Origin of the sequence: Paenibacillus sp. M-152, assembly GCF_003856555.1 — a bacterium.
In the GTDB taxonomy this organism is placed as follows: domain Bacteria; phylum Bacillota; class Bacilli; order Paenibacillales; family Paenibacillaceae; genus Paenibacillus; species Paenibacillus polymyxa_C.
This window is the reverse complement of sequence record NZ_CP034141.1, coordinates 2,822,682-2,839,205: the sequence shown is the minus strand read 5'-3', so window position 1 is coordinate 2,839,205 and position 16,524 is coordinate 2,822,682. Positions and strand designations below refer to the sequence as shown.

7 protein-coding genes and 1 pseudogene are annotated in these 16,524 nt (G+C 39.0%); 1 reads left to right on the top strand and 7 read right to left on the bottom strand.

Going from position 1 to position 16,524, the window contains the following annotated elements; translation table 11 throughout:
* Nucleotides 1–73: 73 nt before the first annotated feature.
* Nucleotides 74–319: a hypothetical protein gene (locus tag EGM68_RS12535; protein WP_129549302.1), complete on the bottom strand. Its 246-nt coding sequence runs from the start codon at nt 317–319 to the stop codon at nt 74–76.
* 1,960 nt (nt 320–2,279) lie between these two features.
* On the opposite strand from EGM68_RS12535, the pseudogene EGM68_RS26555 reads away from it, so the two are divergent.
* A pseudogene (locus tag EGM68_RS26555) lies at nt 2,280–2,538 on the top strand (IS30 family transposase); the annotation flags it as partial.
* A gap of 417 nt (nt 2,539–2,955) precedes the next feature.
* Here the strand turns inward: EGM68_RS26555 and EGM68_RS12525 are convergent.
* From EGM68_RS12525 to EGM68_RS12500, 6 genes are all read right to left on the bottom strand, one after another.
* Nucleotides 2,956–6,078, bottom strand: coding sequence for an efflux RND transporter permease subunit (locus EGM68_RS12525; protein ID WP_129549300.1), 3,123 nt, complete (start codon nt 6,076–6,078; stop codon nt 2,956–2,958).
* Nucleotides 6,071–7,489 carry an efflux RND transporter periplasmic adaptor subunit gene (locus EGM68_RS12520; protein WP_129549299.1) on the bottom strand — a complete coding sequence of 473 codons (1,419 nt, stop codon included), beginning with the start codon at nt 7,487–7,489 and terminating at the stop codon, nt 6,071–6,073. The genes EGM68_RS12525 and EGM68_RS12520 overlap by 8 nt, the downstream gene beginning before the upstream one ends.
* A 379-nt stretch (nt 7,490–7,868) precedes the next feature.
* On the bottom strand, nt 7,869–8,243 hold the full coding sequence (locus EGM68_RS12515) for a hypothetical protein (protein WP_044788341.1): 375 nt from the start codon (nt 8,241–8,243) through the stop codon (nt 7,869–7,871).
* Between the two features lie 33 nt (nt 8,244–8,276).
* Nucleotides 8,277–12,062 carry a non-ribosomal peptide synthetase gene (locus tag EGM68_RS12510; protein WP_129549298.1) on the bottom strand — a complete coding sequence of 1,262 codons (3,786 nt, stop codon included), beginning with the start codon at nt 12,060–12,062 and terminating at the stop codon, nt 8,277–8,279.
* Between the two features lie 48 nt (nt 12,063–12,110).
* Nucleotides 12,111–15,548, bottom strand: coding sequence for a condensation domain-containing protein (locus EGM68_RS12505; protein WP_129549297.1), 3,438 nt, complete (start codon nt 15,546–15,548; stop codon nt 12,111–12,113).
* A 197-nt stretch (nt 15,549–15,745) separates the two neighbouring features.
* Complete coding sequence (locus tag EGM68_RS12500) at nt 15,746–16,357, bottom strand: PadR family transcriptional regulator (protein ID WP_240664170.1); 612 nt, start codon at nt 16,355–16,357, stop codon at nt 15,746–15,748.
* Nucleotides 16,358–16,524 lie beyond the last annotated feature (167 nt).

Below are 16,524 nucleotides of genomic sequence, written 5' to 3'. Positions count from 1 at the left end.
ACGTACCTCTCCTCGCAAAATAGATATGTGTAAAAGTAACTCTGCTAAAATGACCGCCCATGGCAAGAAACGGTCATGCGATCCTTTTTTCCGGCATTGAATTACCAATGGAAGTCGGCAAAAGCGACCACTCCTGATATACCATTGAGATCTGAGTTCGCATACTTGTTGTAGCAGTTTGATGATCGTGCTTTTGCCGCCACGGTGCGACGACAATCGTTACCGTTTCTCCTTCTCCTATCTGAAAGCTGGTTTCCTTCAGTCCCCCGGAGCTTCGAAGAGCTGATTTTAATCGAAATAAGCACATCTTCTTTTTCATCGCTCACACTTTCGCAGTGCAAGCTTTTTTTAGTTGGGCGGTCATGGTGAAAAAACTCTGACTCTGGATGTATGAATATGTGCATGGAATGGGAACATTTTCGAATTATGCTGTGAGTGCATCTTGGTGGTGGGTTGTAGAATGGTTGCCGCAATGTTAACAACGTAGTGTGTCGTGATGTGTGCTGTCTGAATCTTGGCTTGAGGGTATCGATGCTACGAGACGCATGAACTGCTGCAGCGTGATTAGGAGCGTAATTCTAGGCTGAAAGGAGCTAAAAATACTCACGACTGCGCTTATGACTTCCTGATTTTGTACATGGATGAATTACAGTACTTCTTCCGGTGTTCTCTGCATCAAACGAAGCTCTTTGGTGAAAGATTAATCTGAATAAAATTGGAGTTGTCTTTGGAATATGGAAGACGTGGGACGGATTTACCGGAAATTTTTTAAAAACCAAACAAGAGACGACCGAGTTGCCATACAAATTTCTCACATCCTCTTTCCGTCCACAATATAACAATAAATCCTTATATATCTTCTTTTCTCCCAATACTTTCTAGCTATTTTAAATATACAAACTTTAAAACCGATTAACATGGGACATAAGTTCTAATTTGATAGATTTCATAAAATTAATAAACAGCCCATATTATTCTATTATTTTTATATCTTTAAATGCAAGAATTCCACTTTTTTATTAAATTGAATACTAACTACGACAAGTTAATATGATTTAGAACAAAATTTTTGATTTTATAATCGATAAAATAAAAATGCTGTGTGCTTGCATGAAGCCCAAAACCCTTGTACCAAAACACATTTTACGTTACATATCATTAACACAAATATAACAAGCCGATCCTGACACCATCCGACAAATTTCAACTTTTTCAGCAATATTCTTTAACTACCTAAATCATGGGATTTATTTGCTCAAGCTGAATTAATTCGAAATTAATAACTCTTCACTTTTTAAATAGATAGTGATTTTTTTAGATCTTTTGAACTAATTACCGAGCAAAATTTTCTTTAAATTTTCTCTCAGAATTTCGATTTAGGTTAAATATTCTCTCATTTGAGCTATAAACTTTACTTTTTTATTAATAGAAACGTTTGGATTTTTCATTAAAAGTTTAGATTTTCAGAAAATTTATAACTTTTGGACCATTTCTTTTGTGAAACTTATTGACCCAAAAACATAAAATAGCAAGTCTCCATGTGGCAAGAAACTTGCTATTTTTTTAAGTTTTGACGAGTTAATCCTTTAATAATGAAGTGAAGATTGACACAGCAAAAGTACTGAACATATTTGTCGTTGTGATGATTACTTTATACAAATCGAATCGTTTTTGTGATGAGCGCATCACGACCGAGTAAACCTCTGCACTGTGATCTTCAAGCCAATTTGTATTCGTAAAACTCCCAATACAATTCCAATCGGTCCTTATTTTTTTGCATTTCCCGTTAACTTTATAATCCCTACCTCTCCACTGAAGTATATAGTCTCCAGAACGCAAATCGTCTCTGAAACCTTGGTCAGTAGATTTCCAAGCCACTGCGTCGTGGGAAGCGATATGCACAGGCTCAGTTAAAGTCAGAATCATCATAATAGCTACTTGTGGTTTATGAAGTTGACTTGGTCTTTTGCTTGACTTTTTCTGATGTGCGTATTACCACCTCCAATTTGCATCTCCTAAGTTAATTTTATGTAAGCTCATTGAATGCATAATCTTTGAGTTCAACCTTCCATATAGGGGAACAAGGCGGCAAAACTCAAATTGAATCATTTCGAAGAAACTTAAGCACAGGTATCTAATCTAATATCAAAATATACTAGGGAGTTAAAACCAAAGTAGAAACTTAAGTACGTTATTTCACCTCATCTGATAATTGGAATGTATCTTTTTGTTTTGCTATCTTTAATACATTCACTTTGATTGTCTACTGGAACGTTTCAACCGCTACGACAGATCGGGGCAAGGAGTTTACTTGCTATGCGGTTCACCATCTGGAGGTCTATTTCTCAGCCCTTACTCTTCGTGACAACAAGAGTCTAACGAAAACGCTAACACTTTGTCTAAAATAACCTAATTTACCCGGATTACAGATAAAGTACTAACACGTTCACTTCATCTTATCAACGACTGTCCCCGAAAATGTCTGGGCTGGAAATTGCTCATGAATCTTACACAGTGGAACTGTCGCACTTAGCTTGACAATCCATTATTCTGGTGGCATTCCGTCTTTAATCTTTTCCCACTGATCGTGTTGGATTTCGTATTGCCTCTTCAAATTTCTAATTTACTGTGATTTAACTTTGATTTGTAGCTTGAATACACGCCCTAGTATTCAATCCCTCGACCGGAAATAGTAGAAGAGACCTACGTCAAGTAGATCTCTTCTAAACTTCTTGCTAATGATGTTCAACATGACACGGATGCCCGATCTACAATCTGTATTTGACATGCTTGATCTAGTATTTTTCTTTCCTCGCTTGGACACGACGATGTTTGGTTCCTAGTAACCAAAAGTCACCATTGTGATTATAACGATACATAGCACGGACAGTTCCACGAATGTTCGCCTGCGTTATTACCTCGAGATAGCATCGCCGTGGGGCTAAAACCATGATCCTATACATTCGTACTTGGTCCCTGACCAGATGTTGGAGTAATTCGTGACAGTTTTTTCTGTAGTCTTTTAAGTTTTAATTGGGCTACTACCATATACAGTGAGGGGACGACTAGTAACGTTAATAATGTCGAAAAGAAAAGGCCGGAAATGACTGTGTATACCAATGGTTTAAACAGCATACTGCCCATAATAGCAATAGGGAGCATTCCGACAATCGCTGTCATGGATGTTAATAAGATTGGACGGAAACGTGCAACGGTTGCACGGATTACAGCTTCATGCAGACTCGCCCCTTCTTTACGTGCATCTTCAATAAATTCTATTAGGACAATACCATTACGAACAACGATTCCAGCAAGTGCAATAATTCCCATGATACTCATAAAACCAATTGGTTTTCCTGTCAAGAAAATTCCTAAAATCCCTCCAGCTGCCGCAAGATAAACAGAAGTCATTATAATTGCTGCAATGGAAACTGAATAAAATTGCATAGTGATTAACAAAACAATTAGAAATAGCACAACAATGGATAAAACAGCCAAATCCATAAAGATATCAGATTGATCTGATGTCTCGCCTCCTATTTGCCAACTATAACCTTCAGGAAACTTCATTTTGGAAAGGATTGCTGTTACATCATTAACTGCCTCTGTTGCTGTTCTGTTGGTCACATCTGCTTCAACAGTAATCGTGCGTTCTAAATTGTAGTGTTTAATCTGTTGAACAGCAAAGCTAGGTCTAACCTGCACCAACTGAGAGAGTGGAACTTGATTACCGGCTGCATTAATGACACTGAGCTGTTGTAACAAAACATTAGGATCAATCCCCTGCTTTTGATTCAAAAACATCTTAGTATCAACCAATTCATTGCCTGTATCAAACTTGCTCATATTCACCCCTTCATTTAATAGCATAAGCGTTTGAGTTAAGTTCGTGTAGTTTATCAAATGCTGATCCATAGCCAGTTTATTGACCTTTAACTCAAGTGCATTTCGCTCCAACCCAATATCATCTTCAATATTGCTTGTTCCATTTACCTTCGCAATGCTTTCTTTTACTTTTTGGCTTAATGATTGTAGTTGATTGACATCACTACCAGTAATCCGGACAGAGATTGGTTTACCAACCGGAACACCCATTTCCGGAATAATAGGTTTAATGCTTACACCAGGATAATTTTTTCGAAAATATTTATTCCATGAACTTACACTCTTTTTAAGATCAAATATTCCTTTCTTCCCTGTTACCCCTATTTGACCATAAATATCTCCTTCGGGTGCACTGGAACCTAAGTCACTATACAGTAAGGGAGCCGCCCCGCCTGCAGAAAATGAAACCTTCTCTGTTTCCGGCTGCTTTTGAATCCAATGCGCAATTTCTGTAGTTACCTTATTTGTTTCTTCCAAAGAAGTACCAATAGGCATCGTAATATTTACGGAGAAATTGGGATCTTCCGATTCTGGAAATAACTCGACTGGCGTAAAGGCTACAAGGCCGTAAGCAAGCGTACCAATTAGAATGCCTATAATTCCTGTTAATAGCGGCCTTTTCGTTACCTTCATCATTATGCGCTCCGAGTACCAGCGGGTCAGCCATTGAATTTGACGACCGAGCAATCCTGAAATTTTTTCGTCATTACTTTTTCCTTTTCCTCTTCGCCGAGCTTCATACCATCCCCGACATATGGGAATAACCGTAAGTGACATAATCATAGAACCTAGCATGGTCAGTGAAATAATAACTGGAATGGGTTTGATAAAGGCTCCGATATCCCCACTCAAGAACAATAAAGGTGCAAACGCTGAAATGGTGGCAAGTGTTGCCGTCAGAATAGAAATAGATACTTCTTTTGTTCCCCGCAAGGCAGCTTCATCTGGCGATTCTTGCAAGTCACTTAACCTACGTTCAATATTATCATTCACAACGACCGCATCATCGACTAAAATACCAAGCACAATTATAAGACCAATAATGGATATTTGATTTAGCGTTACCCCAAAGATAGGTAAAAATATTATACCGATTGCAATAGATACAGGAATAGCTAGTGCAACGAACGCGGAAGTAATCAGATTTAGCCCTAATGTACAAATTACGATTACAGATATAATGGAAATCCAAGTTTCACGAGACAAATCTTCAAATAATTCTCCAACATGCTTGCGCTGCGAAAAAAGTGTTTGAAAATGAACTCCTGTCGGCAGCGTTTTTTGTAATTCAGCAATTCTGGCATTTACCTTATCGCTCATTGCTGGCACATCACTGCCTATTTCGGCCCCAACATTAATAGTAATGGCAGGCTTACCGTCTACATAAGAAAACGAATCGGCCTTGGCATGAGCGAGTTGGGCAGAGCCGATGTCTTTTAAGTAAATTGGAACGCCATCATGATTTTGGGCTACTATAGTCTGATTGAGTTCATCAGCATTTGTAGGCTCATCTATAATAAGTTGATAACTGCGTTCGTTGTATTGCACATCCCCAATGGGAACACGATCGATTTGTGCACTGATGGCCTGTGATACCTGTTCCCATGACAGGTGATAAAGCTGCATTTTTTGCGCATTCAGATCTATGCGAACTTCCCTATCAGGCAGTCCGTCCATATCTACATTAGATACTCCTTGAACTTCGCTCAACTTGTCTTTCCAAGTAGTCATCAGATCATTTAACTGGTATAACGTTTGAAGTGAATCGGATGTAATAGCATATGCTCCGATAAACGAACTCGTTAAATTATCATTAATAACAGGCACATCTGCTCCCTTAGGCAAATCCGTCTCAGCATCCTGCACTTTCTTTCTCATATTATCCCATACGCTCTGAGGGTCCGTACCGTCTTCCGATTCTACCAGGATAGAGGCATAGTTATTGGCTGAGGTTGAGGTGATTTTTGAAACACCTTTCACTTCCTTAATGCGGTGCTCCAATATCTTAGTGATGGTTTGCTCAACCTTTTGTGGTGATGCACCTGCATAAGTAACCGTGACCAACGCTTTTTGCACAACAACATCAGGCATTTCCTGGTGCGGCAGCCGAAAGAAACTAAATAATCCTACAATAATAGCCATTAAAAAAAACAACAGTGTGATTTTACGCTTTCTTATAATAAATTCAATCATGTTGACCGCCTTCTACCACTTCTACCTTGTCGCCGTCAAACAGGGTCGAAGCTCCTTTAACAACAATCACATCACCTTCACTCACACCTGAAGAAATCTCAAGCTTATTGGCTGTAACATGATCGCCCAGTTTAACTTGCGTTTTAACTGCTTTGTTATGTGCAATTTTAAATACATAAGTTTGTTTTCCCTGTTGGATAACTGCTTCTGTTGGAATTAAAAAGCTCTGTCGTTCTACTGACTTGTGAGCAGCTTTTACTACCTGACCAGGTACCCAATTGTGATCATCGTTAGCAACACTTACCTCCACATTAATGGTGCCTGTGTCCGCATTAGTAGTTGGATAAATATTAGTGATTTTTCCTTTTTTAATTTCATCATACAGTGAGATTTGAACGGATTGTCCCTTTTTCCAGTTAAAAATCTCACTATCAGGAACGGGAAGAAGAACCTTGAGCTTTTGAATTGAGCCAATCTGATAGATCGTTTGCCCTGAGGCGACCAGTTCACCTGCATTTGCAGCCTTTTTTAAAACTACAGCATTAAAGGGAGCTATAAGTTGACTTTTGCTCAAATTTAATTCGGCTAGTTTTTTTGAAAGCAAAGCTTTTTCGTAATTAGCTTTCGCCTGTTTACCAGAAGCCTTGGCTTGTGCTTGATCTGCGATGGCTGAAATTCTGGCTGCTTGTGCCTCTTTAACGGCAGCTTGGCTGGTACGGTAATCCTCCTGAGTGGCTCCTTCCACTAGAAGAGATAATTTGTCTTTAGCCTGTTCTAAATCTTTGGCTGCATTCAATGCGGCAAGTTGGGTGGATTCATGATCGGAAAGTGAGGACGCACCTGCTTCATAAAGTTGGTTTATCCGACGAGCATCTGTCTGAGCTTTGACATAAGCACTTTGCGCCTTATCAACAGCAGCTTGTGCCTGTGCTTTCTCCTGTCGACGAGCGCCATTTTTTACTTTGCTGGCGTTAGCTTCTGCAGTGGCGATACCTGCTTCTGCGGCGCTGATCGATGCATTGGCAGATTGAATGCGCGCATCCGCACTTTCAATACCGGCAATAGCGTCCGCTATATTATCTGCTGATTGTTCAATCTGCAGCCGATCGTCAGCTTCATCTAATCTAGCAAGAATGCTGCCCTTTGCAATTTTACTGCCTATAGCTACTTCCGTACTAACAATGCGCCCCCCATTTTCGAAGGATAACGTCCTTTCTTCACCCGCCATTAGAACCCCAGATAACTCCGAGCTTGTTTGAAGAGATTCTTTTGTAATCTGATGGATCTGCACGACTGGAACATTTGAAGAACTTTGAGTAGACGCACTAGACTCTTGATTTGCTGCACATCCAGTTGTTGAAACAACCACACATGCTAATCCTATCCAAAAAATTTTTCTTGAAAAAAACATACTCTTTTGCCTCCTTTAATCTGCTTATCTAGGTTACTTGAAACTTCAGCACCTATTCCGAAACCAGAAATCAGAAGAAGCGAAAACAAAAGAAGCAAATCAATTATCTGACTGGCCGTATCGGGCTGATAAATACTACCCAAGATCTAATTTTAATAATATAATTATTATACTAAAATTTGAGTACAAAACAACTGTCTTTTGTATTTATTTTTGCTGACGAAGCAGATTCATTAAAGCAAATAAAGCAAAATTGGTAATAAAAAAAGGACTTCTCCTCAGTAAGAAAGTTCTGTCTACCCCAGAACTTGTAATCAAGGAAAAAGTCACTTTTTAAATTATGAAATTTCATATATATAAATCAGAAGTTGTCTCGGATTCAGGTGAAAAATCGGTTAAAATAGGAATCCAGAAACTTTTGTATAAATGTAGATACAAACTGAACATACTCTGCGGAAACTGGAACATTACTATTTTCTAAAAAACGATCAATGTCATCACGATCCATTGCATTTAGCTCTTCAATGCTTAACCCAATAAGGCCTTGTCCTATTAATCTTATAAATAATGGATCCTGCTTACTCTTAGGGGTTAGCTGATAATATATCTTTTCAATGTCCGCCTGTTCACAGCAAATGTAGAGTTGAATCTGTACACCGCTTGTTTTGCCCATACTGAGTTTAAAATCATAAGACACATCACAAGGCAACATAGCAGGTAATTCAACTATTTGTTCGTTCATTTGCTTCTTCATCTCATCACCAGTTCCATATTTTATTTGGGCAAATTATTGAGTATTTTGGTAAAGGTTCTTATAGATTTCTACCTGGCTCATATCTATAGCTCCCCAGCTAAAACCAAGCTCTGTTAATATATATTGGGTTTGTTCGCAAACCCGGGCGTAGCCGATAATCTGTGTATTGCGTAATAAGAAAAGATTGAGGATAACGTTAATAACACTGTTTCGGGTCGCTGGTTGCTCAAATGCGTCCGCCAGATTTTGAATGAAGATTGCATATGGAACCAGCTGAAATGAATTGTTATTATTGTGAAGCATTTTTGCAAATCCAGCCCAACTTATGCGGTTAGGATTAAAAATATGGTGGTTCAGGTTGTGAACAGCGGGGTGATCAAATAGCTTCACTATGGCTTCGGCTGCCTGATCAGCACCTGTTAGATCCAACACAGGTTCATTCAAGTCGGGATACAATTGAAGTTCAGCCAATCCTTTCACAAAATTGTTGAAGCCATTCCCTTCTTTATTAATCATAAATTTTTGCAACTTCTTACTTGGATGTAACGAATTCAGTCGGTAGATCGTACAACTAAGCCCATTTTTTCGTTCTTTGCGAATCAGCGCTTCTGCCTCACCTTTGCTTTGTAAATAAAGATTATCTACATTTCCGTTTTCTTCAGTAAACTCATGGAAAATTTCTAGTTCACTACCAATCCCAATGCTAACTGTAGAGATATGATGGAGATCCTTGCTTTGTCCCACCTTGGCCAGATCAATAACAGCCTGTGTGCCTGATACATTTATCTCATTAAATTCCTTTACCGTTCCGTAATGCTTAATTAAGGCGCCTGCATGAATGATACAATCCGTTTCCCGAGCGAGTTGCTCATAACGTTCCTGGCTTAATCCTAAACGAGGCTCAGTTAAATCACCTGCAATTATAGTGACCCTATCCCACCTCAGTTCGTCACTCGCTTGTTCAAAATAGCAACGCATTCTATTACGGACTCTGTTTTCTGGAATTTCGCCGGATACTGGTCTCACCAACAATGTCAACTGAGCCGTTGTTTTATGTAATAATTCATATATTAAATGACACCCCAGAAAACCAGTTCCTCCCGTCAGAAAAATGTTCTCATATTTTTTGCGCTGTTTAAGAATTTCGGAATCATATAATTGAATATTACTTCGGTAGTACTGCAATAAGCTGTCCATATTGTCTCTTTTTGGTATGGGGGCATTTTTCATCTCGTTGATAATCTGCTGGAAATAACCTTGTTGCTCAGCAACATGCAGAGATAATTGTTCAATAGTTGGATAAGCAAATATATCGTTTATGGATACTGTATATTGATCACTAAGATGTGCAATCATCTTGATAGCGGAAAGTGAACTGCCTCCTATCTGAAAAAAATCATCTTTAATTCCGACACGTTTAAGGTTTAAAATATTTTTCCAGACTTCACTCAAATAGAGTTGAACCTCGTTTTCTGGAGCGCGATATTCATTTTGAGGGAGTGTATCCCCACTCCATCCTTTCAACACTGCTGTATCTGCTTTGCCACTAACAGACAAAGGCATTACTGGAATTTGGAAAATACGTGCCGGTATCATGTAATTCGGCAATTTGCTTTGCAGATATTTATGTATAGCGTCCATTGTCCAAGAGTGATCGCTAACTAGATAGGCTACCAACAAAAGCTCTCCGGATTCATTTGGTTTCACAATCACTTTAGCCTCTAAAATATCAGGATGCGACAAGATCGCTACTTCAATATCCCCCAGTTCAATGCGGTAGCCCCCTACTTTGACTTGGTTATCTGCACGTCCTAAACATTGAATCATCCCAGAGGACGTCCAGCGTGCTCTATCTCCAGTTTTGTACAACCGCTCATTTTTTTGAAGTGGGTTTTGTATGAATTTAAGTGCTGTTTGTTCCGGATTATTCAGATATCCTTTAGCCAACGCTTTCCCACTGATTGCCAATTCCCCAATAGCTCCAACTGGCTGAAGATGATTGAAGTCATCTATAATGTAACAAGCATAATTATTAAGAGGTCGGCCTATCGTCACAACATCTGATTCATTTAACTCGGCAGCCGTAGCCCAGACCGTTGCTTCTGTTGGACCGTAAACATTGATTATACTAGCACTTGTCAATGTGCGAAGCTGCTTAAGCGCCTGCTGTTTGAATTCTTCTCCGCCGATTAAAATTTTGTTCAATCGAGATAGTGCTTCTCTACCAGAGGGATGATTTAGCAATAGTTGTAACCTGGAAGGAGTAAGCTGTGTAAGATCAACGTTATGCTGTCGCACTAACCGTTCAATTTCAACGGGGTCCATATTCTCTTGATCACTGGCCATTACAATTGTAATTCCGTGAAGCAAGCAATATAAAGACTCAACCATAAAAATATCAAAGGATAAGCTGGTAACGTTTAACATCACAGATGTTAACGCGGGTTTAATAACTTCATTAATACCATCAAGAAAGGCAACTACGGCTTTGTGCTGGATTTCAACACCTTTTGGTTTTCCTGTGGAGCCAGATGTAAAAATAATATATGCCAGCCTTTCATCGTCGGGTGAAAGGGGCGCATATGTAGCAGGGAAATAGGAGTCACTAATATCATCGGTATCAAGACAAAGCACGATCGGGTCATTGCCTTCATGATCGTTTATAGTACTGAGATTTTTTTTATAGGCACTTGTTGTAACGATAATAGAAATTTCTGCTTCCTCAATAATGGATTGAGAACGTGCGGTTGGAATCATCGGATCGATTGGTACGTATGTAGTGCCAGCTTTGAGAATACCTAAAATAGCAGGAAGAATAAATGGGGATCTGCCCATATATACAGCAACAGGTTTTTCCATATTCTTTTGGCTAATGTATCGAGCTAACTGATTAGCCTGTTCATTTATTTCTTGATAGGTCAACTTCCGATTCTCAAAAATAAGAGCTACTTGATCGGACCGAGCCAACAGCTGTGGTTGGATGAGTTGATCTACTGTTATTCCTCCCAATTGTGTGTCTGTTTGTATTGAATTAAATTCGTACATAATCTCATCTAGGTTTTTCTTTGTGAGTAGAGGGATATCATACAAGTACATTTCTGAGTTATGGATAATTCCTTCTAAGTACATAAACAAAGCGTCCAGCAAACGCTCCAATGTCCCTGCATTGAATAATTCTTCATAATATGAAACCTTAACAGCTAAGTGACCGCCCATTTTGAAAAACCTGAATCGCGTATGAGCATGTATATTGGTCATTTCCTCAGTTGAATGGATTGAATCAAATTGTACAAGTGTCTCTACCACATGCTTTCCTTGTGGGTCAGTGACTATACCGATGTATTCAGCCATTCGTGCAAAAGCAATAGATTGATGTTTAAATGCATCGCTAACTGTATCTTTTACTATGGTTAACCATTCTCGAACAGTTAACTGAGGCTTCATACAGGATCTTAATAGTATGGGCTCATTAATATATGCCGATCCGTTTTTTGGTTTCATCTTTGGAGCTGCGATTACAAGATCCTCGCTTCCTGTATAGCGAGCAAGCAAGTACATAACTCCTGACAATAAAATCATATATGTGCCAAGTTCTGATTTGCCACTCATTTCATTTAAAGAAGAAGTAACAGGCAAAGGTAGGACCCGACTGATTTCTTTCAACTTATTCTCTGTTAATGTTGTTTCAGAAGAGGGTTCGAAGTCATAAGGAAATGTGGAAATCAGCACCTCAGGGTCCAAAATATTGGTCCAAAAATTTGTGTGTTTACTGCTGCCGTCTGTTAATGCCGCGACCATACCCCGCTTCATGTTTTCCATAGATATTACCTCACTTTATATTTCAATAATTAGATAACTAAACTAACTTTAAAAGTTGAATTCTACATTCTCTATATCAATTTCATGATCCGAAAGTTTCAAAATTTCGGTTAGCTGTTCATCAGAATTATGAATAAGCCTCATAAGTAACTGGAAATAATCGTCTGCTGTCCTTGTAATCGTCTCTTCGATAAATAAAGCTGTGTTATACTCCCATATACATTCAAATTGTCCTTCCCAGTTATAAATATATAAAGTCAGATCAAACATCGAAATTGTATTGTTGAAAGGGCGTACTTTCAAAGTCAGGTTCTCAGATTTCAAAACCGGAAGGTCCATATTTTGCATCGTGAATACAACATCAAACAATGGGTTGCGTGATTGATCACGCTTGAGCTGGAGCCGTTCTATCAAAGCTTCCAGTGGATACTCCTGATGTTGGAAAGCCTGCAAAACGTTACGTTGTACCTGCTTGATAAACTCGATAAACGTGGTGGCTTCCGATGAATTGTTGCGTAAGGGTATTGTCTGAACAAACATGCCAATGATTTGGCTAAGTTCTTGTTCTGAACGGCCCTGAGTCCATGAACCGATGACGATGTCCTGCTGTCCCGACATTTGACTGAGCAGCAGATGATATACGGTGAGTAAAATGACATAAGGAGTTACCCCTGTCTGCTGTGCAAAATGGAGTATCGTATCCGTAGCTTTCTTATTCACCGTATAATGCGCTTGAGTCCCATGAAATGTTTTACGAGCAGGACGTGGATAATCTGCGGCTAGCTGTAATACAGGCACCCCACCACTGAATTGTTTGACCCAAAAATCTTCAGAGTCGGATGTCCCCGTCTCCATCATTAAACGTTGCTGGGTAGCGTAATCTCTATACTGAATGGATAAGGGCTCTAATTTTTCATTAGACTCATAAAAATGCATCAATTCTTGCAGAAAAATGGTTAACGAGGTACCGTCTGAAATAATGTGATGCATATCAAGAAATAAAGCACACTGGCCATTAACCATATGCACCAATGCAACACGCAAAAGCGGCGCCTGCTGAAGATCAAATGGCTTAGTGAATTCTCTTAATGCTGCATCCAATTCATTTTCTTGTAAAGGGATATACAACTCCTGCAGTTGGCACACTACATGCTCATGAACGGTTTGAATGGGACCCGAATCTGTCATCGTAAAAGAAGTACGCAACGTTTCATGTCGTTCCAACAACTGATTTAGGGCCCATTCAAATCTCTCTTTATGCAAGTCACCTTCTACAATAAAGGAATACGGCATGTTATAGATAGGTAACTGAGGATCGTATTTTGTCATAATAAACAGTCGCTGCTGGGAAAAAGACAGTGGAGATTGGGGGTGTGACATTTTTCTTGATGCATCCTGATGTGTTTGCTGCCCCTTATCCTTTCGCTCAATGGCTGCTTTAAATTTACTTAATACTGGATTTTCTAACAGATCATTAATCTGAATATAAGGATTTAGTGTTTTTTTGAGATCATTTATAATTTTAACAGCTGTGATGGAATCTCCGCCCAACCGATAAAAGTCATCTGAGTCATCTATTTGATGTATCCCGAGATAATGGCACATAATCTGTTCAACAATTTCTCCGTCATATACATCTTTCTCAGATGTTACATGCATTTCAAATGATTGAGTTCCGAAAAGGTCAGTTTCCCCCCTCGGAACGGATCCACCAAATTCTGCCCAGCACCTATTTGGTTCAAACGGGTAAGTTGGTAACCTCATTTTTCGAACCGATTGCTTCCTGTACAGTTTCTCCCAGTCAACTTCTTCACCGCGAACATAAGCTAGGCATAAATCAGTTGCATTTTTATTTCTTTTCCAATCACAGTGGTCTAATATCATGTCAGCTGAAAGTGAATCGTAGTATAGATCAGACCATGATAGATCTGTAAAATTGGCGGACGATAGCTTCTTCAGCTTGAGGATAAGATCTTCCCTACTGCTAAAAGTAGTTGCAGCTCGATGAACATGATGGGTTCTTCCCGTCTGTAAGGTGTAGCATAATTGTACTAACGAAAGATTTCCATTTTCTATCAAAAAAGAGTGGTATACCAGCAACAGTTTCTTTAACATATACTCCGTTTTGGCAGAAATCGTAAATATCAGTGGAAAATCAGGAGGGTCTTGTTTTTTCTGAATAGTTAGGGGCGATTCCTCCAAAACGATATGACAATGAGTCCCGCTTTTTGAATATGAGCTGACACCGCAACGTAATGGATAATCTTCAGCAGAAAGTTTAACTGCGCGGTTCTCATCATGAGGAGAACTTGGCAAATCACTTTTTACATCGTAAGGATAAGCTTTATGAAATGGTGGATGTATTTTTTTGTTTTGAAGCGAGAGCACTGCTTTGAATAGACTTACCAAACCTGATGCATGATAAGACATCCCAAATTGCGAGTGTATTGAGCTAACGGGGCAGGATTTTTTTTGTGAAGTAAAATAAGAAAAAGCTTGTTCAATGCCTTGCATTTCTTGCAGCGAATCTACTAGGTTTATGTCGTGGTTCGTTTCAATAAAAGAAAGGGTATCTGGATGAATGGATGCATTATGCCATGCACGAATCAAAAGTTCGCATGCAGTTGACTGCTGATCCTGCACAGACTGGTATCTCCCGCTCTGAATCACTGCGGATCCTTTCACAACTGCATGAATCATATCCCCATCTTCCAGTGCTCGGCTTAAAGGCTTAATCAAAACAGATACTACGGCTTCTCCCGGAAAATAGCCCTTATTTTCCAAAGTATGGACCGGATTTTGCTGAACGTGAGGGAACAAATTCAGGTGGAATGTTCCTACCAGCGCTTGGTCACATTCTCCATATTGCAAAGCCTGACATGCCTTTTGTAGGCATAGTAGTGATGAGGATTCAGCGGTGTCAATAACCATACTGGTTCCTCTCCAATCCATTAGATAAGAGATGCCTCCGGCTTGAATGGCTGCGAGATTTCCTTCATCAAGAAAATGTACCTGGTGAGGATATACATCAGATACCATTTGTCTGTATGTATAGTGAGGCAAATCACTTTTCCCTACAAATACACCAGTGCGGCTTCCTTCAAGCTGTTTTTCCCCATAACCAGCATCTTCCATTGTTTTCCATGCTGTTTGCAAAAAAAGACGTTGCCCTGGGTCCATCAAACATGCTTCTTCCGCAGAAATCCCAAAAAAATTATAATCAAATTGATCTATCCCATTGAGGTAAGCACCCTTTTGAAATTCGGGTTGTTGTCCATTATCCAATCCAATCCAGCGGAGGTAATGCAAGAGGTCCTGATTGCGTTGCGTTGGCAAAACATTTTCATTTATCCGACCGGACTCCAATATATCCCATAATTGATCCAATTCAGAGGCATCTGGAAACAGACCTGCCATCCCAATAATAGCAATATTATCATTTAATAAAGCTTCTTTTTCTCCCAAATCATCAACAATTGTATCCATGAATACATTCCGCCTTTATTTATTGATTGAATGAAGAGTATGCTTTATCAAATGTTACCACTATGTAGGTCTGGGTTGACCGCAATTAAATAGAGTTATACCACAAAATTGTTGTTGTAATTGCTGATGTGATATTTCACAAAATATACATTAAAAAAATCATAGTTCTTGCTTCAAAAAGTAGGTTTTAGCCAAAACTATTCATCAAATATTTTGCTCTCAAGCAGATTTATTTTTTCTCTCTCGGCGTCTAGATCAATCTCTACAAAAATTCCAACTTCTGCCAGTCTGTTCTGTTTAGCAACTTCAAGCAATTGGCTTAGCCATTCAATTTGAAACAGACCAAATTTATGCCCAGCAAGGAAAAGATGTTGTTTAGCAAGAGGCATAACATCACGAAAAACAACAAAATCATCGAGCAAATTCCGAATGAATTCAATTTGCTCGCGAATGCATCTTTTAAGCTCCTGTTCTATAATTTCCAGGTCAGAAAATTGGCTAAATGCAATGGCAGGATTGATGGGATGAAACATATTCGGTGTGAATTGAAACTGCTCTTTCATTAATTGGTGAAATTTTTCTTTCCCCACTTCTGTAATCTGGTAGATTGTGCGATCAGGTCGATTTGTCTCACGTACAACCTCCACTACATCAATGCAGCCTTCCATTCGAAGTTGGTCGATTGCATAATATAAGGAACCATCTTGAATTTTAATGTACAAGTTCATTTTACGTTCGGTTAATTTTCTGCGAATTTCGTAAGGATGTGCATCCCCTTCCAATAGTAGGCCTAGAATTACCAGTTTCATAGACAAAATGAAATCACTCGCTCTCCTAATAGTAGTTAAGGTAATTTTATTTTTCAGTACAAAGAAAATGGAGTAGTACTATAATTATTATAATACATTTTGAGTAATATACAAAACAAGTTCAAAAAAATATAAATCGCCTCTGGCTTTATCTCAAAATGACTGAG

What these genes read in the sequence shown, in the direction of transcription:
- EGM68_RS12535 (WP_129549302.1), bottom strand. Translation starts at nt 319, where the DNA reads ATGAAAAAGAAGATGTGCTTATTTCGATTAAAATCAGCTCTTCGAAGC.
- EGM68_RS12525 (WP_129549300.1), bottom strand. Translation starts at nt 6,078, where the DNA reads ATGATTGAATTTATTATAAGAAAGCGTAAAATCACACTGTTGTTTTTT.
- EGM68_RS12520 (WP_129549299.1), bottom strand. Translation starts at nt 7,489, where the DNA reads ATGTTTTTTTCAAGAAAAATTTTTTGGATAGGATTAGCATGTGTGGTT.
- EGM68_RS12515 (WP_044788341.1), bottom strand. Translation starts at nt 8,243, where the DNA reads ATGAAGAAGCAAATGAACGAACAAATAGTTGAATTACCTGCTATGTTG.
- EGM68_RS12510 (WP_129549298.1), bottom strand. Translation starts at nt 12,062, where the DNA reads ATGGAAAACATGAAGCGGGGTATGGTCGCGGCATTAACAGACGGCAGC.
- EGM68_RS12505 (WP_129549297.1), bottom strand. Translation starts at nt 15,548, where the DNA reads ATGGATACAATTGTTGATGATTTGGGAGAAAAAGAAGCTTTATTAAAT.
- EGM68_RS12500 (WP_240664170.1), bottom strand. Translation starts at nt 16,357, where the DNA reads ATGAAACTGGTAATTCTAGGCCTACTATTGGAAGGGGATGCACATCCT.